Source organism: Treponema porcinum (assembly GCF_900167145.1).
Lineage (GTDB): Bacteria > Spirochaetota > Spirochaetia > Treponematales > Treponemataceae > Treponema_D > Treponema_D porcinum.
This window is the reverse complement of record NZ_FUWG01000003.1, coordinates 115,994-135,963: the sequence shown is the minus strand read 5'-3', so window position 1 is coordinate 135,963 and position 19,970 is coordinate 115,994. Positions and strand designations below refer to the sequence as shown.

The following is a 19,970-nucleotide window of genomic DNA, read 5'->3' as shown; positions in this document are numbered from 1 at the left end:
ATATCAGTCTTCTATTTCCGGTATTCTTCGCTTCAGTTCTGTCATAAACTGCTCGCCGGAAACGCCCTGTCGCAGGCAGGCAAAAAGGCAGTTATCGCCTGCTACAGTTCCAAGAATTTCGTCCATATTCATATTGTCAAGCGCACTTGATACAGTGTTTGCGTGACCGGGAAATGTTTTTATGACTACGATGTTTCCGCTCCAGTCAATGCTTACATATCCGCGCAGAAAATCCTGTACATAAATCTGCTCTGATTCCTGCCGTTCTTCTTCTCCGGGAAGTGAATAGACGTAGCCTGAGTTTCCGTCTGAGACTTTTCCTACCTTAAGAAGCTTTAAATCTCTTGAAAGCGTAGCCTGCGTTACTTCGTAGCCTTCTTTTTCAAGATATGCCAGTAACGAATCCTGACTTTCGATTCTGTAGTTTTTTATGAGTTTTCGTATTGTTTTTAACCGGGTAAGGCGTTCTTTCACGGCAGTCCTCTTTAGTAGATTCGCTGTTTTCCTAAAATTGAATAAATATGCTTTTAATATAAATAATTATTCGTTTTTTTTCAACACAAAGAAATGTAAATCAGGGGATAAAAGATATAGCAATAAGCGCAAATCTAGGGTATTATAGAGAGGACTGGTTTTAAGGGGGTGGATATGGAACTTGATTTCAAGAAATACGGATATATGTTTTCTGACGATGATACTATAGAATTTTATTGCGAACCGTCGGATTTTACTAATTTTGATGAGAACGAAGACATTTATGTTACCGGAACGTTCAACGGCTGGCTGAACACGGGTGATTCTTCGTGGAAAATGACGCGCAAGGTTTCAAAGGGAAAGACATATTTTTCGCTTGTAAAGCCGGTTTCTATGATTTTTGTTCCGGGAAATACTGGTTTTCCGGAATTCCGTTTTTTCGGGCTTTCTTCAAAATCAAATACGCTTCTTATTGACAAGCCTTCTTTTAAAAAATATTCGTTCAACGAAAACCGCCTTATTTTCAAAACGGCTGAAGGTATGGAAGAAATCAACCGGCTGAACACTCAGCTTGTATTTAAAAAGTCGCTTTCTGACTTTGACTTGAACTGTCCTGCGTGCAGGGCGGATATTTCCAATGTCCGGCTTGTTCCGGGAACAAAATGCCTTTTCCGCGGATACAATCCGTTCAAGCGTTCCAAGTCTGAATTTGACACGGAAGACGAGCGCCTTTCCCTTGTGCAGAAAGCATACGAAATTTACGGAATTCGTTCCGACATTACGCTGAACGGCTACGAGGGGGCAAGTTCTGTGGCAGGAGAAACGATACCGGACGTAATAAAAAACATTGAAAAGGAAGATAACCGCCTGTGCGTAAACATTGACTATAATCTTGTGTATTTTCACCCTGATGCAGTTGATTTTTCCTGTGCAATGCGCAATATTGCCCTTTTCATTATTTCGCATCCCGGTCCGTTCTATATTCATTGCCGGCTTGGAAGCGACAGAACCGGCGTAACTTGCGCTGTTCTTGCGGCGCTGTGCGGCGCTTCCTGGAAAGAAATTGCGTACGATTACGAGCGCACGTCAAATATGGGCATTGCCGAGTACCGTAACAGGCGGCTTTTGCAGTACAGCCTTACAAAAATGCTTGGAAGAAATCCTGCGGACAGCAAGGATCTTGCACATCTTGTACAGTCTTATTTTATAAAGGAAAATATCCTGACTATGGCAGAAATCAAGAGCCTTATAGACAAGCTTCTTGTTCCGCCGAAGAAAAAGGAAACAGGATATTTTGATTTTACGGAAAATCATATCTGCGCAAAAAAGAATGCAAGGATATAACGGCCCGTTTTTTCGGGTTTTGATGCGGTCTGAGATTTATAAAAAATAATTTTATTGGAGTATTGTATGGCAGAAGAAAAATGTGACCACGATTGTTCCTCTTGCGGAAAATCGTGTGAAAGCCGTGATTTGCATATAAAACTGCGCGAAGGCAGTTCTGTAAAAAAAGTAATCGGTATTGTAAGCGGAAAGGGCGGAGTCGGAAAATCTCTTGTAACCAGTCTGCTTGCCTGCAAGGTGCACAGGGACGGTTTCAGGACTGCTATTCTTGATGCGGACATAACAGGTCCGTCTATTCCTGAAAGTTTCGGGCTTAGTGAAACCCGCGCTTCCGGCGACGGAAATTCATTGAATCCTGTAGTAACTGATTCTGGAATTCAGCTTATGTCGATGAATTTCCTGCTTGAAAATGAAAACGATCCTGTCGTATGGCGAGGTCCTGTAATTTCCGGGGCTGTTCAGCAGTTTTGGACTGACGTTGTGTGGAAGGACGTTGACTTTATGTTTGTTGATATGCCTCCGGGAACGGGTGACGTTCCGCTTACGGTATTTCAGTCGCTTCCTATAGACGGAATTATTGTAGTGTCATCACCTCAGCAGCTTGTCCGCGTAATTGTTGAAAAAGCTGTAAAAATGGCGAATATGATGAATGTTCCTGTTCTGGGACTTGTAGAAAATATGAGCTACGTTAAGTGTCCTGACTGCGGATGTGAAATTTCTGTATTTGGAAAAAGTAATATTGAAAAAATTGCCGATACGTTCGGAATTCCTGTTCTTGCAAGAATTCCTATGGAAGAATCAACGGCAGCTTATGTTGATTCCGGTGATATTGAAAGTCTTGACCTGCCGTACCTTAATACGGCGGCTGAATTGGTAGAAGGATTGCTTTAGATGACGCCTGAAGAAGCTGGAAAAAAAGCCGAATCTCTATTTAAAAGCGGCTATGCCTGTTCGCAGGCTGTTTTGTGTACTTTTGCAGATGAACTTGGACTTGATGAAGCGACTGCGCTCAAAATTTCGCTTCCGTTTGGCGGCGGAATGGGGCGTATGCGTGAAGTCTGCGGCTGTGTGAGCGGTATGCTTATGGTGTGCGGCTTGAAGTACGCAAACGGTGTTGCCGGAGATAAAAACTGCAAGGACAGGTGCTATGCCGTTTCGCAGGAACTTGCCGGCGAATTCAAGAAGCAGAACGGTTCTATTATATGCCGTGAACTTCTCGGGCTTTCACGCAGCGCTGATACTTTGCAGACTGTAAGCGAAGAACGGACGGCAGCATATTATCAGAAGCGTCCGTGTGCAAAACTTGCGGCTCTTGCCGCCGAAATATGCTGCCGTTATATTAGTTCTCATCCGGTACAAGACCCGGAACAATAAACTGCTCCGGTAGTTTTGACGGGCGTCCCTGTGTGGAAACGCTTGCCCAGGAAACGTCTGCTTCTGCGCAGACAGTTCCGTCTTTCTTTCTTATTGTCTGATGAAATTCTCCCATAACGTGCTTGAGTTTTGTCGGGTATGACTCAATTTTAAGTTCGTCGTCTAAAAATGCGGACGCCTTGTAGTGAATGTCAACGTGCGTAACGTACAGGTAATACCCTGCCGCTACAATTCCCTTATAGTCAAAGCCTGCTGCGTGAAGAAAATCCATTCGCGCGTGTTCAAGATAGTTCAGGTAAACTGCATTGTTTACGTGATTGTAAGAGTCGCACTCGTAAGGGCGGACGGTCAGTTTCGTTATGTGTTTCATTTTATTTACAGAACTCCTCAAGTGTTGATTTGTAGATTGCAAGCCCTTCATCAATTTCCTTGTCTGTAATTGTAAGCGGCGGAAGGAACCTTATTACGTCACTTCCTGCTGTCGTTGTACAAAGTCCGTTTTCAAGGCATTTTACTTCAATGTCAAACGGTTTTATTCCGTCCGTAATCTGCGTGCCTATTAAAAAACCTTTTCCGCGGACTTCTTTTACTATAGGAAGATTCCAGTTTCTTATTGTATTCCTTATGTATTCGCCGGCTTCTTCTACGCGTTCAAGAAAATTCGGCGCTGTAAGTGTTTCCAGTACGGCAAGACCTGCGGCACAGGCAAGCGGATTTCCCGCAAACGTAGACTGGTGGTCGCCGGCTTCAAAAACTCCCTGCGCTTTGTTGCGGAAAAGGCACGCGCCCATCGGAATTCCGCCTGCAATTCCTTTTGCAAGGGTTACGGCATCTGGATTTATTCCAAGCCAGTCGCTTGCAAGAAGCGTGCCTGTTCTTCCCATTCCGGTCTGCACTTCGTCCGCAATTACAAGCGCACCTGCATTCCGGGCTGCTTGTGCCGCGGCTTTTGCCCATTCTGGATTTATTAAGTTTACTCCGCCTTCCCCCTGAACGCACTCCATAAGAAGCGCGGCTGTAGTATCGTCAAAGGCATTTTTCAGGCTGTCAAAATCGTTTGGCTTTATTGTTTTAAATCCTTCCGGGTACGGCGCAAAACATTCCGGGTGAAAGCGCTCCTGTCCTGTTGCCGTAAGCGTTGCAAGCGTTCTTCCGTGGAACGATGATTCCAGCGTTACGATTACTTTCCGTTTGCTTCCGCCGTTAAGCTGTCCGTACTTTCGCGCAAGTTTTATTGCTGCCTCGTTTGCTTCTGCGCCGGAATTTCCAAAATATCCGCCGGTAAAGCCTGTTGCAGAAAGCAGCCTGTCTGCAAATTCAAGTCCTGTATCTGAAAAATAATAATTTGAAATATGGAGCTGGCGAGATGCCTGTTTACGGATTGCCTTTACAAGATGTCTGTTGTTATGCCCCAGGCAGTTGACTCCGATTCCTGCTATAAAGTCAATGTATTTACGTCCGTCTGCACTGTACATAGTTGCATTCTTTCCTTTAACGAATGTCAGGTCAAAGCTTCCGTAGTTGTTTACAATCTTTTTTTCCATAAAATTACCATCCTGTGCAAGTATTCTAGCGAATATGCATTTTTTGTGGAAGATAAAAATCATTGTTAAAAACAGTACTGAAATAATAAGGAACTGGAACACTATAAATTCATATTGAACAGGGCGGCGATTTTTCCTTTTGATTTTCTGATGTTCATCTGGAACTGTACGCCGGCAGTGATTTTTACAGAATCTGCAAATTTTCCGATTGACGGTGACAGCGCCGCTTCAAGATTTATGTAAAAATAATCATCTGTTTCCGAATTTACAAGGACATTCATAAAATTTTTGAAATCCCTTAAGTCGGTGTTTGAATTTTCAAGTTCGTTGTAATAAAGCTGAATGTCGTAGCCGAATTTTATGCCGAAACGCTGAAGATACAGATTTATGCCGGGAATTCCCTTTTGAATTTCGTAACCTGCAACAAGGGCTTCTGCGTAAGATTCGGAGGACTTGCCGTTCCTTCCGTACAGGCTTGTGTAGAAGGCAAGGGGCATACAGAGAACCCAGTTTCCTGTGTTAAAAACAGGCAGTGTGAACGGTAATTTCAGTCCGAATGAAAGTGATGCCGTAAACTGATTTGTTGAATTTTCTTCTTCTTTGTTTGATTTTTGCGGGTCGTAGATATTTATGAGTGTTGCGCCTGTTTCTATTCCGTACTGTTCAAAACTGGTCATTCCGCTCTGGTGATAGTTTGAGTAAGTTATATTAAAATATGAACTGAGCGTATTGTATGCGTCGGCGATGTTCGGCCAGTCGTCAAGTTCCGTCGACGTGTTTGTTTCATAGTCAATATACGTTGTCGTGCATTTCCAGAGCATTTTAAGTCCGAAAGAAAGATGGTGGAATGACATTCCCAGAAAATGATTCCACGATACGCCGAGCATTGCTTGTAAATCATAATGTCCCTGCGAATCAAAACTCCAGATTCCGCTTAGCGAAAGGTCGAATGGCAGAATTGTGGTGTTTATGGTAGAAGCAAGGGTGAAATTGTCATCAAGCGTGAACGTCTTTTGGGAAAGGTCGATAAATCCGGCGCAGAATGACAGTGCTGCCGTCATAGTTTCCAGTGGATCGGTGCTTGTGTAGTATGTTGCGCCCAGTCCCGGGGCTAAAGAAGTTTTTGTAAAGTCGAACGACGAAATCGGGAAGAACGGAAACAAGGTTCCCTTAAATATATAGTGAATTGGTTTGTATTTTGTTATCTTAAATTCTGAAAGGTATTTTTCCGTACCGTGTTCACCGTTTATTTTTTCGATTTTTACAGGAATGATGTCTGCCGTCTGCATTTCTGTCTGTTCGATTTCAATTTTCTGTACGGCGATAAAGCTGAGTTTTTCCAAATCCTTAAAGTTCGCCTGTTTTAGAACCTGATATTTTGCTGTGCTGCTTGAAAAATATACTGTTCCGTCTGCAACGCACGTTCCGTTCATTCCGCCGTCAACAGAGTCCTGTGCAAGATACGCATCTCCAAGCGCGCCGCCTTTTTCCAGTATGGGAATGTATCCGGCTTTGCTTACGCTGTACGGCGTTCCGTCCGTATAAGTGAAGAAAACGTCGCTTCCGTCGGGAGTTTCGCATCTGGTAAAGTTTTTTGCCTGTACAGGAAGTTTATAGAAGGCTGTTTCACGCGTAATTGTGTTTACCGTCTGAAGAATGCAGTCTTTTTTATAATAATATATGCAGAGTAATTTTCCTGTTCCGAGCGGAACTATTCCTTCCGTCTGTATGTTTTCCGGCAGTGCAAACGTAAACATATCTGTTTTTTCTACTGTTTCGTAAAATGGAAACACCTTCAGCTGAACCTGACTGTCTTTTGCGTAAAAACCTGCAATCGCCGTTTTTCCTTCCCTTTCTTCAAAAAAAGTGCCGTTCCGTACATTCGTAAATTCCGGCTGAAAAAGTTTTTTTTGCAGGTCAAAAACCTGTGTCGTGCAGGAAGTCAGTTTCCGGTTCGTTTTTTCTGCTTTGTACGAAACGGCAAGGTAATTTCCGTCCGGAGAAGAGGAGAGCGATGTAATGTTTTCTGCAATGAGGATGCGTTTTCTTTTCTGCTTTTTGTCTACTGAAAAAACTGCATTTTTTGAATAATCAAAATAAATGAGCATTCCGTGATTTTCTGTAAGAAGGGAATATAAATTTTCTGTCGAACCTTTAAAAATTTTCGTTCCAAAACTGACTGTCTGCGGTACCGGGATTGAATTTTCAAAATCTTTCCACGCTTCTTTAAGCGGAATTTTATAAACTTTCTTGAAAATTCCAGGCGTAAGTTTGAAAAACTGAACTGAGCCGCACTGCTTCCAGAATTCGGCAAAGAGTTCCATTCCCCAGCGCTGCTGGATGTATGCGGCAAATGCGGAACAGGCTGTCTGCGAAATCTGCACAGGATAGGTATCTTTTGCGCCGGATGCATCGTTCCAGGTAGGAAAGCAGCCTTCTTTTTTTGCGCGGCTCAGAAGTTCAAGAGAAAAACTGTCTTTCATTATTCCGCCGCCGTCGCTGTAAACCGCCGCATTTATAATTCCGTCCATAAAAGCTGCCGGAATGTTAAGAAGCGCCGCCGGCTGAAGCGCATCCATTCCCAAAAGGTCGCTTGCAAACTGCCAGAACGGACTTCTTACGGATGAAGCTACGGCTTCGGTGATTGATTTTGCGAATGCAGAAAGGAGCGCATTGTCCGTAGTGCAGTTCTGTGCTTCACCCGGCGCCTGAAATATAGTTATTCTGTTGTAGGGCGTTGCTGTATACGAAACAGAAAGTACGTCTGAATCAAGGGAGATTGCTACCGGTATGCGAAACGTTTTTTGCAGGGAGAACTGCTCCGTCGCCTTTTCAAACAGTGCGTCGCCGTTTTTCGCAAGATAACAGGCTGTCTGTTCTGCGCCTCGCGGAAAAATGTATTCAAAATACTCTGTCTGAATTACAAAAACGCGGCGCGGCCGGGAATAAATTGCGGCGTATAAAGGAGCGGTGCAGATTAAAAAAAAGAGAAGCAGGACGCGCGGTGAGTGTATAAAAAAACTGTTTTTCCTCAGGTGCATTTTGCTTCTCTTTTTCTGCATTTGAATTGTTCTAATAAATCATTGTTCCGATACCGCGGTCGCTGAACATTTCTATCAGCAGGGAATGCGGAACGCGTCCGTCGATAATATGCGTGCGCGGAACTCCGCCTTTTGAGGCTATCATACAGCATTCGACTTTAGGAATCATTCCGCCTGCGATGACTCCTGATTCAATAAGGTGCGGAACGTTTGCCGCAGGAATGCGCGTTATGAGTGATTTAGGGTCATTTATGTCTTTTAAAACACCTGAAACGTTTGTAAGCTGGATGAATTTTTCTGCCCTTAGCGCAACTGCAATTTTTGCGGCAGCTGTATCTGCATTTATGTTGTAGCGGTTGTTGTCACCGTTTTCTCCGAGCGCAACAGTCGATATTACAGGAATAAAGCCCTGTTCAAGCATTGAAGATACGATTTCCGGGTGAACTTCCGTAACTTCTCCTACAAAGCCTAAATCAGTTCCGTCCTTGTTGATTTTTTTTGCGCGAAGCAGACCTGAGTCAACGCCGCTCAAGCCTACGGCCTTTCCGCCTTCCTGCAAAAGAAGTCCTACGATGTCCTTGTTCAGTTTACCTGTAAGAACCATCTGTACGATTTCCATCGTTTCGTCGTCAGTGTAGCGGAGTCCGTTTACAAATTTACTTTCTTTTCCTACGCGTTCAAGCATCTTGTTGATTTCCGGTCCGCCACCGTGAACAAGCACTACATGAACGCCGATTGTATGAAGAAGGACAAGGTCTTTCATAACGGCAGCTTTAAGGTCATCGTTAAGCATTGCGTTTCCGCCGTATTTTACTACGACGATTTTTCCGCACCACTGCTTGAAGTACGGCATTGCCTGTACAAGAACGTCTGCCCAGTGCTCGTTATCAAGCGAGCGTCCTCTTTTTTCGTCATTTTGAATTTCTATATCAGTCATATATTCTCCCTGTCAGGTTCTGTAATCGCCGTTGATTTTTACGTAGTCGTATGTTAAGTCGCAGCCCCAGGCTTTTCCTTCTGCGTTTCCGTCCTGAAGTTTTACTGCGATTTCTACTGCTTCTTCTTTTAGAATTCGCGCTGCTTTTTCTTCGTCAAAATCAAGCGGAACTCCATTGCGGAATACTTCAATTTCTTCGTCTGAAGCAGAAGTTCCTGCAATCTGAACTGACTCTGCGCCTTCCACTTCAAAAAAGCGCTTTGCATTCTTTCTGCTTGAGAAAAAGACGCTCGTTTTTTCCGGGGTGAATTCGTAGCCGGAATATCCCATTGCGCAGAGTATTCTTCCCCAGTTTGCATCTTTTCCGAACATTGCGGCTTTTACAAGGTTTGAGCGGATGACTTCTTTTGCAAGTCCGCGAGCTGTCTGTACGTCTTTTGCGCCTGTAACGGAACATTCTATAAGTCTTGATGCGCCTTCTCCGTCAGCCGCAATTTTCATTGCCATAATAGTATTCATTATGTTCAGTGCATCAAGGAATTTTCTGTAATCTTCTCCGTCCGCGGTGATTTCTTCGTTTCCTGCCATACCGTTTGCAAGAATTGTAAGCGTATCATTCGTACTTGTATCGCCGTCAATCGAAACGCAGTTATACGTTCCTGCAACTGTTTCGTAGAGTGCTTTCTGCAGCATTTCTGCGGAGATTGCGCAGTCGGTTGTGATAAAGCTCAGCATCGTTCCAAGATTTATATGAATCATTCCGCTGCCTTTGCACATCGTTCCGATTTTTACAGTCTTCCCTCCGATAGTCGTTTCTACGGCACATTCTTTAAACTGTGTGTCCGTAGTCATAATTGCAATGCGCGCTTCTTTGTGTCCTTCCTTTGAAAGACCGTTTTTCAGTGCGCCTATATTCTGCTCGATTTTTTCTACCGGAAGCTGCTGTCCGATAACGCCGGTTGAACAGACGATTACGTCGTCTGCACTTATTCCGAGTTCTGTCGCTGCAGCTTTTGCCATACGAAGTGCGTTTTCTGCTCCCTGTGCGCCGGTACAGCAGTTTGCGTTTCCGCTGTTTGCAATGACTGCCTGAATACGTCCGTTTGCAATATTCTTTTTAGTCAGTTTTACGCTTTCCGCCTTTACGCGGTTCTGTGTAAAAACGCCTGCCGCATTGCACGGTTTTTCAGAAAAAATCAGGGCAGTATCATTTGTCTTTCTGCTTGCCTTGATGTGGCACAGAATTCCATTTGCAGTGAATCCGGCCGGAGCCGTTACGCCGCCTTTAATAAACGAAAAATCAGACTTCATATAGCATACTTCCTACTATAATATATAAACTGCCGCAGGCGGTTTTACGCACGGGCAGCAAAAGTATATCACTTATTATTATTCAGAAACAACAGTTTTTATTGCATTTAAAAGGTCTGCATATTCGGTGAATGCCGGATATGACGGATAATCTTTTTTAATCTGCTCTGTCGTGCGGAACAGGAATCCTGCCTTTGACGCCTGAATCATTCCCAAATCGTTGAAAGAGTCTCCCGATGCGATTGTTTCAAAACCGCAGGACTGCAATGCTTTTACCGTTGTGAGCTTGCTTTTTTCGCAGCGCATTTTATATCCGGTGATTTCTCCTGTTTTAGAAACTTCAAGCGTATTGCAGAAAATCGTAGGCATTCCTAGTTTTTTCATAAGCGGAGAAGCGAACTGTTCGAACGTGTCGCTTAGAATAATTGCCTGGGTGAAAGAGCGGAGTTCGTCAAGAAATTCTTTTGCGCCCGGCAGAGGATCTATTTTTGCAATAGTGTTTTGGATTTCTGCAAGTCCCAGATTGTGCTGCTTTAGAATCTCAATGCGGTATTTCATAAGTTTGTCGTAGTCAGGTTCATCCCTTGTCGTTTTTTTCAGTTCAGGAATTCCTGTTTCTTCTGCAAAGGCAATCCAGATTTCAGGAACAAGCACTCCTTCCAAATCCAAGCATGTAATGTACATAATTTTCCTCAATAATATTTAAATATTCGGGCTGTCTTTTGATTTTTGCCAGCCTTTCCATAGTATAGCGAATTATAGCGGTAACTGCCAATATACAATGAATTTAGTAATTGTTTTTTGACGATTGCAGGGCAGGGGTGTTTTAGGGAAGTTTTAGTATGGCTGTATAACCGTCAGGTTCTTCGTACGGTATCGGAGTGGCACTTATATCCTGCCATTGCGGGATTAAAATCCGTGTATGAAAAAATTAAGTGCTTTGTTTTGCATTTTAATGACGAATGAATTATTTTTTTTGTAAAAAAATGTTTCTTTTGTGTCAGTAAAAATACCATATTTTTATGGTATTTTATCAGGTGAAAAATGGTATTTTGTGAAAATAATCTGTCTTTTTAAAAGTTATGTATGAAAAATAATACTATTACTGTATATAAATATATAAAATAATACAGTCTGTTTTCCCTGAAATCTGTTTTACGCCAAAATTTTTTAAGGTAATATAAATTTATTGCATTAAAAATAAAAAAAACACGAATTTTTTTATACCATAAAAAAATTAAAAAGTTGGCACGGAATTTGCATTATAATAAGTGAGAGTTTTTTGGAGAGGGTATAATCGGAGTGAGTTCTTTTGAACTCTGACGGAATGGTTCTGTTTCAGTATCATTCTTTATCTTATCTTTTCTGAGGACATTGGAGAGTGTTCTGTCGTTCAGGCAGAGGGTGTTTATCCGAAGAGGGTATGAGGTAATTTCCTGTTTTTGAGGGTTTCGGGAAATTACCTCTGAGAGTTTATCTTTTTTGAACGTTAATACCATCGGAATGATTTTTGGTGGACATACTTTTTGTAAAACTGTAGAATAAAAAGCGGTTGCATTGCAGCCGCTTTTTATTTCCCTAAAACCCGCTGTCATTATGATTCAGAAGAAAAAAAATACTGCCGGAAAAACAAAATCTCAGAAAAAAAAGTCTGTTCCGCACAAACGGAAGGCTCGCAAGCCTAAAGTGTATATTCCTGTAAATAAAATAATTGCTTTATGTACTATAGTAGTCATTCTTTGTACGGCATTGCTTCTTGTAAATACTCTTTCCGAAATAAACGTATATCATTCGGAAAAAACTGCATCGGCTGAAATTCAGCGGCCTGTTCAGACAGAAAAAAAATCTGGCGGACAGCAGAAACCTTCTGGTAACGTAAAAAGTCAGGCAGAAAAAAAGCCGGAGGTAAAAAAACAGGAACTGCCTGAAAATAAAAAATCTGAAGCTGAAAAAAATATTTCTAAAAAGGACTCATCGTCTCCAGTTAAACAGCCGGAAGCGCCTGTTTCATCTGCATCCTCTGAAAAGTCTGTTCCTCCGATAAAAAAGCCGTCCTCCGGCATTCCTGAAATTCCTCCGGCAGTAAACGGTGCAAAACTTGTCTTGATTTTTGACGACGGCGGACAAAATCTTTCTCAGCTGGAGTCGTTCCTTGCGCTTCCGTTTCCTGTTACTGTTGCTGTTCTTCCAAAACTTGCTCATTCAAAACAGGCCGCGGAACGTGTACGTAAAAGCGGAAAAGAACTTATGCTTCATCAGCCGATGCAGGCAATCAATCTGTCTGTAAATCCGGGACCTGGCGCAATAACGCCTGATATGACACTGTATGAAATAGAAACGTGTCTTCGCGAAAATATCGCTGAAATAGGGCCTGTAAGAGGGTTGAATAATCACGAAGGTTCTTTGATTTGCGAGGACGAAGTAAAAATCGGTACGGTGCTTCAGGTTTCTTCCAATATGGGGCTGTATTTTGTTGATTCTCGTACGACAAGCCAGACGCGCGTTCCTCAGGCTGCAATGAGTCTGGGACTCAGCTATTACGAGCGTAACGTTTTTATCGACAATACAAAAAATCGTGCAGATATAATTTCGGAGATTATGAAAGGCGTATCTATTGCAAATAAAAACGGCGCCGCTATAATGATAGGGCATGTATGGTCTGCGGACGTTCTTCCGGAAATTCTTTCGGAACTGTATCCTCTGCTGAGCGGAAAAGGGTATGTGTTTACGACCGTTTCTGCATCCGGCGCGCTGATAACGCCCTGATTTTGTTTGAAGGTATGAAAAGGTATAAATATGAAGGTTTTGGGTATTGAGTCAAGCTGTGATGAAACGGCTGCGGCTGTTGTTGAAGACGGACATAAAATTTTGAGTAATGTCGTTGCTACGCAGATTCCGTTTCATAAGATTTATAAGGGCGTTGTTCCGGAGATTGCAAGCCGTAAACACGCGGAGTGGATTCTTCCTGTAGTTCGTCAGGCATTGAAAGAAGCGTCTTTGACAATGGAAGATATTGATGCAGTTGCCGCAACAAACCGTCCGGGACTTATGGGTTCTCTTCTTGTTGGAATGACGTTCGGAAAAACGCTTGCCTGGTCAGCCGGAAAACCGTTTATTGCAATAAACCATATGCTTGGTCATTTGTATGCCGCTCATCTTGAAAATGACATTTCCTATCCGTATCTGGGGCTTCTTGTTTCTGGCGGACACAGCATTATCTGCAAGGTGAATGGTTTTGACGATATTGAAGTTTTAGGAACAACCGTTGATGATTCTGTGGGAGAGGCATTTGACAAGGTTTCTAAATTCTACGGACTGGGCTATCCGGGAGGCGTTGTCATTGACCGCCTTGCAAAAGAGGGAAATCCTGCTGCTGCATCTTTTCCTGTTCCTCATCTTGACGGGTCAGAACACCGCTACGATATGAGTTTCAGCGGACTTAAGACTGCCGTAATTCATCAGTGCGATATGTTCTGGAATGATGGATTTGAACATTCTACAGAGAATATGTGCGCCGCATTCCAGGAAACAGCCTGCCGCACCCTTACTACACGTCTTTTCCGTGCCGTAGAAGACACCGGGCTAAAAACTGTCGTTGCAGGCGGCGGAGTAGCTGCCAATTCGCGTCTTCGCGCAATTCTTGCCGAGCGCACCGACATACAGTGCATTTTTCCGCCGCTAAAACTGTGTGGCGATAACGGTGCGATGATTGCAGGCGTAGCGTATCATTTCCTTGAACGCGGCGACCGTTCCGGATGGGATACAACCGCCTCTGCGCGTATTCCGCAGTTCAAACGGGGGTTGAAAAATAGTTAGGAACGGCACTAAAATATCGTGCCATTCCTAACTTTCAGTTTGCCTGCAAACTGCGTATCGGGCTGTCCGCTTGCGCGGACGAAATTGCAATCCTCGAAAACGGAAGTTTTCTGCGGTGTGCAATTTTTAGATTAGTTAGAAATGTCCCTGTGGTAGCACAAAAAAACTGTCCTTGAAACATCGGCTGTACCCCCCCCCGAGTAAATTTGCGTTCTCTCCTTGACAATTACAATTTCCGCCTGTACACTAATTCGTATGAAAACACAGATCAGTTCTGCATTGCAGGCTTACCTCTATTATTATTACGTTTCTCACAATAAGAAGGAGTCCTTGTGCCGATTCTGACGTGCGCTGTTGTTTTCTGAAATAAATCAGTAAATCAAAGGGAACTCCTTGGGGAGTTCCCTTTTTTTATATCAAAATAATTGAAAGGCGGAAAATTATGATTATTGTATTAAAGAAAAATGCGGAGGAAAAAGACGTTGAGCGTTTTACAGGCGAAATTAAGTCAAGGGGATTCGGCATTCATCTTTCAGAGGGAACTGACAAGACGATTATCGGACTTTTGGGCGACACTTCAAAACTTGACCCGGAGGATTTTCTTGCGAACGAAATCGTTGAGTCTGCTGAGCGGGTTTCTGCGCCGTACAAAATGGCAAGCCGTTCGTTCCATCCGGCAAATACTGTCGTTACTGTAGGCGGCGGACAGTCCGGCATAATTCCGTGCTGCATCGGGGACGGAAAAACAGTTTCTTTGCTTGCAGGACCGTGTTCCGTAGAAAGCGAGGAGCAGATTATCAGTGTTGCCCGTGCAGTAAAAAAAGCCGGTGCGCGTATTCTTCGTGGCGGTGCGTACAAACCGCGCACTTCTCCGTACAGTTTTCAGGGACTTGGTGCAGAAGGAATAAGGCTTTTGGAAAAGGCGAAAAAAGAAACAGGACTTCCTGTTTGCACGGAACTGATGTCCGTTACGGAACTGGAATATTTTGATAACGTTGATTTAATTCAGGTTGGTGCGCGGAATTTTCAGAATTTTGATTTGCTCAAGGAACTTGGAAAAGCGAATAAACCTGTCCTTTTGAAGCGAGGACTTTCCGGAACTATAAACGAACTTTTGATGAGCGCAGAATACATTATGGCAAATGGAAACGAAAACGTCATTCTGTGCGAACGCGGAATAAGAACGTATGATAATTATACCCGCAACTGTCTTGACGTCAGTGCCGTTCCGTACCTTCATAAAGTAAGCCATCTTCCGGTTGTTATTGACCCAAGCCATGCCTGCGGAATCAGGTGGATGGTTCCTGTTCTGGCTCAGTGCGCAGTTGCTGCAGGAGCAGACGGGCTTGAAATTGAAGTTCACTGTAATCCTGAAAAAGCAATGAGCGATGCAAGCCAACAGCTGACTCCTCAGCAGTTTGAGGAACTTACCACAAAGTTGAATAAATACGCCGCGGTTGAAGGAAAGTGTATATAGTAAGTTTTTATTGTTTGCATTTACATTAAAATTGATTTACAGTAATACCGTGAGGATGATATGCATTTGAAAGATTTAACATACGGAATTGTCGGACTTGGAATTATGGGCGGCTCGTTTGCAAAGTCTATCCGCGAACGCATTTTATGTATGTCCGGCAGTACGGGGCGCATTTACGGCTGCAACAGAAGTACAGCCTGTCTTGAAGCTGCAAAAAACGAAGGCGTAATAGACAGGGCGTTTACGTCTGATTCTGTTGCAGAAATGCTCCCGGAATGTGATGTTGTGTTCATCTGCCTGTATCCTCACGCGACTCTTGATTTTCTGCGCGAACATAAAAATCATTTTAAGAGCGGAGCGATTGTAACTGACATAAGCGGCGTGAAAGGCATTTTTGAATCCGAACTTCCTTCGATTATGCGTGCAGACGTTGATTTTATAATCGGTCATCCTATGGCAGGCGGAGAAAAAGAAGGATATGCGGCTTCGAATGCACAGTTTTTTGTAAATCACAATTATCTGCTCATTCCGCAGCCGTACAACAAAAAAGAAAATCTTGATATGATGCGCGATTTGATTTCTGCAATGGGATTTACTCGCATAACTGAAACGACCTGCGAACTTCATGACTATAAAATCGGTTTTACTTCCCAGCTGTGCCATGTCATAGCAAGCGCTCTTGTAGAAAGTGCCGAAGACGAAGGAATTACTGCATTCGGCGGCGGAAGTTTTGAAGATCTTACGCGCATCGCCTTGATAAACGCGCCTTTGTGGACGGAACTGTTCATTTCCAATAAAGAAAAGCTTGTTGCCCACATAGAACGCTTCCAGAACTGTATGGAAGAATTCAAGCGCGATATTCAGAACGGAGATTCAGAATCCCTGTGCCGCCTGCTTGATGACGTTCGGACAAAACGCATGAAAATGGGGAGTATACGGACAAAAGTTGAGTAATCTTTCCGGTGATTTTTTCTTTTGCCGTAAAAATCTCTCTTGAAAACTATATAAATCAGTATTAGTATTTACGACTATGAGTGTTGAAATTCTTGATAAGGCAATCCGCCGGGTGCCGGACTTTCCAAAGCCCGGAATCCTTTTTTACGATATAACAGGTGTTTTTGTAAATCCGGAAGCATTCAGATACTGCATTGATAAAATGGCAGAACTGTATGAAAATTCAGGGATAGATGCAATTGCCGGAATCGAGTCACGGGGATTTTTGCTTGCAGCTCCTCTTGCAGAACGGCTCGGGCTTCCTCTTGTCCTTATCAGGAAAAAGGGGAAGCTTCCGGGAGAAACGTACAGCTGTAAGTATGCGCTTGAATACGGAACTGCCGAAATTGAAGTTCACAAGTCAGACATTCAGCCGGGAAAAAAATATCTTGTCGTTGATGACCTGATTGCAACAGGCGGAACGTTTGCCGCTGCAAAATCGCTTGTTGAAGCAGGCGGCGCAGAAGTTTTTGAATTCTTCGGAATAATCGGACTTCCGGAACTGAACTATGAAAAGGCTCTTGCTCCGGTAAAAGTAACGACTTTGATAAACTACAACGGAAAATAAAAAAGAAAGGTCAAGAGGAAAAACAAATGTTTAGAAAATATAAGCCGCTTCTTTCGGTAAAAGAAACAGAACATGCAATAGTAAGCATAAAGGATTTTTTTCAGCTAAGCCTTTCGACGGAACTGAATTTGACGCGCGTAACTGCGCCGCTGTTCGTTCCTGCCGGAATGGGAATAAACGATGACTTGAACGGCGTAGAAAAGCCGGTTTCCTTTAATGTAAGTGCAATGGGCGGTCAGAAGATGGAGATTGTTCAGTCGCTTGCAAAGTGGAAGCGCATAAAAGTTTCCGAACTTGGACTTAAGCCGGGATTCGGTATTTATACTGATATGAACGCAATCCGCCCGGATGAAACGCTTGACGAAATTCATTCGCTGTACGTTGACCAGTGGGACTGGGAGATGGCTGTTGACGAAAAAGACAGGACTATTTTCTTCCTGTTTGACATTGTTAAGAAAATCTACCGCAGCCTTAAGCGCACTGAATTTTTCATTTACGACAGATATTCAATGCTTGAACCTGTACTGCCGGAAGAAATCAAGCTGATTTATTCAGACGATTTGTACCGCGAGTATCCTGACCTTACGCCAAAAGAGCGCGAGAATGCTGCGGCAAAAAAATACGGCGCGATTTTCATTGCCGGTATAGGCGGAAAACTTCCTGACGGTTCAATCCACGACGGACGCGCGCCTGATTATGACGACTGGATAAGCGATGCCGGAGACGGTCACGTAGGATTGAACGGCGATTTGATTGTTTGGGATGCAGTTCTTGGCAGGGCGCTGGAACTTTCTTCTATGGGAATACGCGTTGTTCCTGAAAGCCTGCGCCGGCAGCTTGAAGAGCGCGGCTGTCCTGAAAGGGAAAAACTTTCGTTCCATTCGCGCCTTCTTAACGGCGAGTTTGTTCCGACTTTGGGCGGCGGAATAGGTCAGTCCCGGCTGTGTATGTTCCTTTTAAGAAAGGCGCATATCGGCGAAACTCAGGTAAGCGCCTGGCCGGACGAAATCAGAAAAGAGTGTGAAAGAAGCGGAATTCCGTTGCTTTAGTTTTATATTTTATTGTAGTATAGAAAAAATTGCCGTTTTCTGCTTTTGCGGAAGACGGATTTTTTTTGCAGGAATGATGTGAAAACAGAATATACCTTTGACAGCAGCGAGCTTGAATCTTCGCTTAAAGAATGCGGCAAAAAGGGAATTACCGAGCTTGTTGTACACGACCCGGAAATTGCCGGAAATAAATCACGGCTTCTTCATTTTTTTAAGATGGTTGAAAAAGATGCGCCGGAACTTTTTGTTTCCATAAAAGTCAATCCTTCACTGATTGATTCGGAAGTGTGCAGTCAGGCTTTACGCATAAACTGTTCCCTTGAAATTCCTGCTTCTTCCGATGTAAAGAAAAATCGTGACGGCGCAGAACTTCTTGTGTTCGACAAGAAATTTTATGCAAAAAAATGTTCCATTCTTAATAATGCCGGTCTTGTGTTCGGAATGGAACTGTTCTATGCCGATAATTCTTGCGACACGCTGAAATCTTTTAAGGATCGGGTAGATTTTATCTGCGCACAGTATCCTAATCACATTGATTTTCCGCAGACTGAAAATGCGGAAGAAAATTCGTCTGCAAAAGTAACGGGCGTTTTCAGCGGAAACGATATCCGCTATGCGCGTGACATTGCGTTTGCCTGCCGGACGTTCTATTCCGCGGGGCGTGCGGTAGCGTGGTTCAATTCTGTCTTAAAGCCTTTACGTCTGTCAGCTTCCCAATTTTTTGCGGATTTCGCCGAGTGGCAGCGCGTGAACAACTGTGACTATAGAAGCGGTTTTGTGCCGGAAAACGAGCCTCATTCGGAAATTGAGAAAATGCAGCTTTTGTTTCTTTCTATAAAGTATGAAGAAAAGAAAGTTTCTGATGTTTTCCCGGTTGTGAAGGATATTGTTCTTCTGAACGGTGCGCTAAGCCGCGTTGTTGCAGAAGGTGTTGAGTCCGTCATTGAAACTCAGTATCATCCGGACGATTTGCTTGGACCTGAAAGTTTTGACCTTGAGGCATTTTCAAACGATGTATGTATGGAACATTGCAGCGTCAGGGTGTTTTTGAATGACGGTGATGTGGATTATAAAGTCTTATGAAATATACGCTTACTGCTGATGTGCGCACTCGTCTTGACGGACTTTTACGCCGTGAACTTCCGGCTTGTTCCAGGAACGGTGATTTTTCCAACTCAAAAATACGGCGGCTTATTGTAGCCGGCGCAGTCTTTGTTGACGGACGCCAGATTCGCCGCCCTGCGTATGACGTTTTTGCAGGGAGCACCGTTACCGTCAATTTTGAGGAAGAAAAGTTTTTCTTTGAGAAAAAGCCGGACGACATTTTGTTTGAAGTGAGCGATAAAGACGTTCTTTTTGAAGATGATTTTTTGATTTTGGTGAATAAGCCGGCGTTTTTTCCGGTGGAGGAAACGTTTTCCGGCTCTCAGAAACGGGATAACCTGCATGATGCGGTCATCCGGTATTTGTGGTCAAAAAATCCTTCGCTTCGTAATCCGCCGTATGCAGGCATAATGCACCGACTTGACCGTGATACAAGCGGCGTAATTCTTTTTACAAAACAGCGCTGCGTGAATGCAGCGGTACACGATATGTTTGAATTGCACCGTTTCGTAAAAATATACAAGGTTCTTTGCTACGGAAAAAACGGTCTTCCCCATAGTAAAAAATTTACCGTCGAGTCATTCATCGGCAGGATTTCTCCGAAAAGCGCCGCGTGCAGATGGGGGACGCTTCCGCAGGACAAGGGCGGACTTTATTCAAAAACGGAATTTTCCGTCGTCGGGGAAAAAATGCTCTCCGGAAAAAAATGCGCCGCCGTTCAGGCAAAACTTTTCACCGGGCGTACGCACCAGATTCGCGTTCACTTAAGCGAAGCCGGTTTTCCCGTTGCCGGTGACGTGTTGTACGGCGGCATTCCGGCAGAACGACTTATGCTTCATTCGGAGCGGCTTGAATTTGACCATCCTGTTACAGGAGAGCATATTTCTGTGTATGCTCCGTGCAGTTTTTTTTAGGAGAATGAGCTTTTCTTTTTGTGG

At 43.7% G+C, this 19,970-nt stretch carries 19 protein-coding genes; 11 read left to right on the top strand and 8 right to left on the bottom strand.

All coding sequences use genetic code 11. The annotated features are described in order from the left end of the window. Positions 1-3 precede the first annotated feature (3 nt). Entirely contained in the window at positions 4-474 is a 471-nt protein-coding gene (locus B5D55_RS02320; RefSeq protein ID WP_078932383.1) for an arginine repressor, read from the bottom strand. A 174-nt stretch (positions 475-648) separates the two neighbouring features. On the opposite strand from B5D55_RS02320, the gene B5D55_RS02315 reads away from it, so the two are divergent. The 3 genes from B5D55_RS02315 (at position 649) to B5D55_RS02305 (ending at position 3,192) form a co-directional block, all read left to right on the top strand. Then, positions 649-1,818 carry a tyrosine-protein phosphatase gene (locus tag B5D55_RS02315; protein WP_078932382.1) on the top strand — a complete coding sequence of 390 codons (1,170 nt, stop codon included), beginning with the start codon at positions 649-651 and terminating at the stop codon, positions 1,816-1,818. Positions 1,819-1,884: 66 nt separating this feature from the next. After that, positions 1,885-2,709, top strand: coding sequence for an Mrp/NBP35 family ATP-binding protein (locus tag B5D55_RS02310; protein WP_078932381.1), 825 nt, complete (start codon positions 1,885-1,887; stop codon positions 2,707-2,709). Then, the gene (locus B5D55_RS02305) at positions 2,710-3,192 is read left to right on the top strand and encodes a C-GCAxxG-C-C family protein (RefSeq protein ID WP_078932380.1); all 483 of its coding nucleotides are present in this window, start codon (positions 2,710-2,712) and stop codon (positions 3,190-3,192) included. On the opposite strand, the gene B5D55_RS02300 is transcribed toward B5D55_RS02305, so the two are convergent. From B5D55_RS02300 to B5D55_RS02270, 7 genes are all read right to left on the bottom strand, one after another. Beyond that, positions 3,158-3,562 (bottom strand): acyl-CoA thioesterase, encoded by a 405-nt coding sequence (locus B5D55_RS02300; protein ID WP_078932379.1) that lies wholly within the window; start codon positions 3,560-3,562, stop codon positions 3,158-3,160. The genes B5D55_RS02305 and B5D55_RS02300 overlap by 35 nt on opposite strands. A 1-nt stretch (position 3,563) precedes the next feature. Next, positions 3,564-4,736 carry an aspartate aminotransferase family protein gene (locus tag B5D55_RS02295; RefSeq protein ID WP_078932378.1) on the bottom strand — a complete coding sequence of 391 codons (1,173 nt, stop codon included), beginning with the start codon at positions 4,734-4,736 and terminating at the stop codon, positions 3,564-3,566. Positions 4,737-4,837: 101 nt separating this feature from the next. Beyond that, on the bottom strand, positions 4,838-7,798 hold the full coding sequence (locus B5D55_RS02290) for a hypothetical protein (RefSeq protein ID WP_143593144.1): 2,961 nt from the start codon (positions 7,796-7,798) through the stop codon (positions 4,838-4,840). A 10-nt stretch (positions 7,799-7,808) separates the two neighbouring features. Beyond that, the gene (argB, locus tag B5D55_RS02285; RefSeq protein ID WP_078932376.1) at positions 7,809-8,714 is read right to left on the bottom strand and encodes an acetylglutamate kinase; all 906 of its coding nucleotides are present in this window, start codon (positions 8,712-8,714) and stop codon (positions 7,809-7,811) included. Between the two features lie 12 nt (positions 8,715-8,726). Beyond that, positions 8,727-10,025, bottom strand: a complete 1,299-nt coding sequence (argJ, locus tag B5D55_RS02280; protein WP_078932375.1) for a bifunctional glutamate N-acetyltransferase/amino-acid acetyltransferase ArgJ — start codon at positions 10,023-10,025, stop codon at positions 8,727-8,729. A gap of 78 nt (positions 10,026-10,103) precedes the next feature. Continuing rightward, entirely contained in the window at positions 10,104-10,709 is a 606-nt protein-coding gene (thrH, locus tag B5D55_RS02275) for a bifunctional phosphoserine phosphatase/homoserine phosphotransferase ThrH (RefSeq protein ID WP_078932374.1), read from the bottom strand. A gap of 578 nt (positions 10,710-11,287) precedes the next feature. Beyond that, complete coding sequence (locus B5D55_RS02270; protein WP_078932373.1) at positions 11,288-11,620, bottom strand: hypothetical protein; 333 nt, start codon at positions 11,618-11,620, stop codon at positions 11,288-11,290. A gap of 1 nt (position 11,621) precedes the next feature. Here B5D55_RS02270 and B5D55_RS02265 point away from each other — a divergent pair, with 1 nt between their 5' ends. The 8 genes from B5D55_RS02265 (at position 11,622) to B5D55_RS02230 (ending at position 19,946) form a co-directional block, all read left to right on the top strand. After that, a complete protein-coding gene (locus tag B5D55_RS02265; RefSeq protein ID WP_078932372.1) occupies positions 11,622-12,791 on the top strand; it encodes a divergent polysaccharide deacetylase family protein in 1,170 nt (389 codons plus the stop codon). Positions 12,792-12,821: 30 nt separating this feature from the next. Next, complete coding sequence (tsaD, locus tag B5D55_RS02260; RefSeq protein ID WP_078932371.1) at positions 12,822-13,841, top strand: tRNA (adenosine(37)-N6)-threonylcarbamoyltransferase complex transferase subunit TsaD; 1,020 nt, start codon at positions 12,822-12,824, stop codon at positions 13,839-13,841. Between the two features lie 442 nt (positions 13,842-14,283). Continuing rightward, entirely contained in the window at positions 14,284-15,318 is a 1,035-nt protein-coding gene (gene aroF, locus B5D55_RS02255; RefSeq protein WP_078932370.1) for a 3-deoxy-7-phosphoheptulonate synthase, read from the top strand. A gap of 60 nt (positions 15,319-15,378) precedes the next feature. Beyond that, positions 15,379-16,272: a prephenate dehydrogenase gene (locus B5D55_RS02250; RefSeq protein WP_078932369.1), complete on the top strand. Its 894-nt coding sequence runs from the start codon at positions 15,379-15,381 to the stop codon at positions 16,270-16,272. A 76-nt stretch (positions 16,273-16,348) separates the two neighbouring features. Beyond that, entirely contained in the window at positions 16,349-16,879 is a 531-nt protein-coding gene (locus B5D55_RS02245) for an adenine phosphoribosyltransferase (protein WP_078932368.1), read from the top strand. 26 nt (positions 16,880-16,905) lie between these two features. After that, complete coding sequence (gene asnA, locus B5D55_RS02240) at positions 16,906-17,928, top strand: aspartate--ammonia ligase (protein WP_078932367.1); 1,023 nt, start codon at positions 16,906-16,908, stop codon at positions 17,926-17,928. A gap of 78 nt (positions 17,929-18,006) precedes the next feature. Then, the gene (locus B5D55_RS02235) at positions 18,007-19,011 is read left to right on the top strand and encodes a hypothetical protein (RefSeq protein WP_078932366.1); all 1,005 of its coding nucleotides are present in this window, start codon (positions 18,007-18,009) and stop codon (positions 19,009-19,011) included. Continuing rightward, positions 19,008-19,946: an RluA family pseudouridine synthase gene (locus B5D55_RS02230; RefSeq protein ID WP_078932365.1), complete on the top strand. Its 939-nt coding sequence runs from the start codon at positions 19,008-19,010 to the stop codon at positions 19,944-19,946. The genes B5D55_RS02235 and B5D55_RS02230 overlap by 4 nt, the downstream gene beginning before the upstream one ends. Positions 19,947-19,970 lie beyond the last annotated feature (24 nt).

What these genes read in the sequence shown, in the direction of transcription:
- B5D55_RS02250 (WP_078932369.1), top strand. Translation starts at nt 15,379, where the DNA reads ATGCATTTGAAAGATTTAACATACGGAATTGTCGGACTTGGAATTATG.
- B5D55_RS02310 (WP_078932381.1), top strand. Translation starts at nt 1,885, where the DNA reads ATGGCAGAAGAAAAATGTGACCACGATTGTTCCTCTTGCGGAAAATCG.
- thrH (WP_078932374.1), bottom strand. Translation starts at nt 10,709, where the DNA reads ATGTACATTACATGCTTGGATTTGGAAGGAGTGCTTGTTCCTGAAATC.
- B5D55_RS02245 (WP_078932368.1), top strand. Translation starts at nt 16,349, where the DNA reads ATGAGTGTTGAAATTCTTGATAAGGCAATCCGCCGGGTGCCGGACTTT.
- B5D55_RS02295 (WP_078932378.1), bottom strand. Translation starts at nt 4,736, where the DNA reads ATGGAAAAAAAGATTGTAAACAACTACGGAAGCTTTGACCTGACATTC.
- aroF (WP_078932370.1), top strand. Translation starts at nt 14,284, where the DNA reads ATGATTATTGTATTAAAGAAAAATGCGGAGGAAAAAGACGTTGAGCGT.
- argB (WP_078932376.1), bottom strand. Translation starts at nt 8,714, where the DNA reads ATGACTGATATAGAAATTCAAAATGACGAAAAAAGAGGACGCTCGCTT.
- B5D55_RS02290 (WP_143593144.1), bottom strand. Translation starts at nt 7,798, where the DNA reads ATGCAGAAAAAGAGAAGCAAAATGCACCTGAGGAAAAACAGTTTTTTT.
- B5D55_RS02315 (WP_078932382.1), top strand. Translation starts at nt 649, where the DNA reads ATGGAACTTGATTTCAAGAAATACGGATATATGTTTTCTGACGATGAT.
- B5D55_RS02270 (WP_078932373.1), bottom strand. Translation starts at nt 11,620, where the DNA reads ATGACAGCGGGTTTTAGGGAAATAAAAAGCGGCTGCAATGCAACCGCT.
- tsaD (WP_078932371.1), top strand. Translation starts at nt 12,822, where the DNA reads ATGAAGGTTTTGGGTATTGAGTCAAGCTGTGATGAAACGGCTGCGGCT.
- B5D55_RS02300 (WP_078932379.1), bottom strand. Translation starts at nt 3,562, where the DNA reads ATGAAACACATAACGAAACTGACCGTCCGCCCTTACGAGTGCGACTCT.
- B5D55_RS02230 (WP_078932365.1), top strand. Translation starts at nt 19,008, where the DNA reads ATGAAATATACGCTTACTGCTGATGTGCGCACTCGTCTTGACGGACTT.
- asnA (WP_078932367.1), top strand. Translation starts at nt 16,906, where the DNA reads ATGTTTAGAAAATATAAGCCGCTTCTTTCGGTAAAAGAAACAGAACAT.
- argJ (WP_078932375.1), bottom strand. Translation starts at nt 10,025, where the DNA reads ATGAAGTCTGATTTTTCGTTTATTAAAGGCGGCGTAACGGCTCCGGCC.
- B5D55_RS02265 (WP_078932372.1), top strand. Translation starts at nt 11,622, where the DNA reads ATGATTCAGAAGAAAAAAAATACTGCCGGAAAAACAAAATCTCAGAAA.
- B5D55_RS02305 (WP_078932380.1), top strand. Translation starts at nt 2,710, where the DNA reads ATGACGCCTGAAGAAGCTGGAAAAAAAGCCGAATCTCTATTTAAAAGC.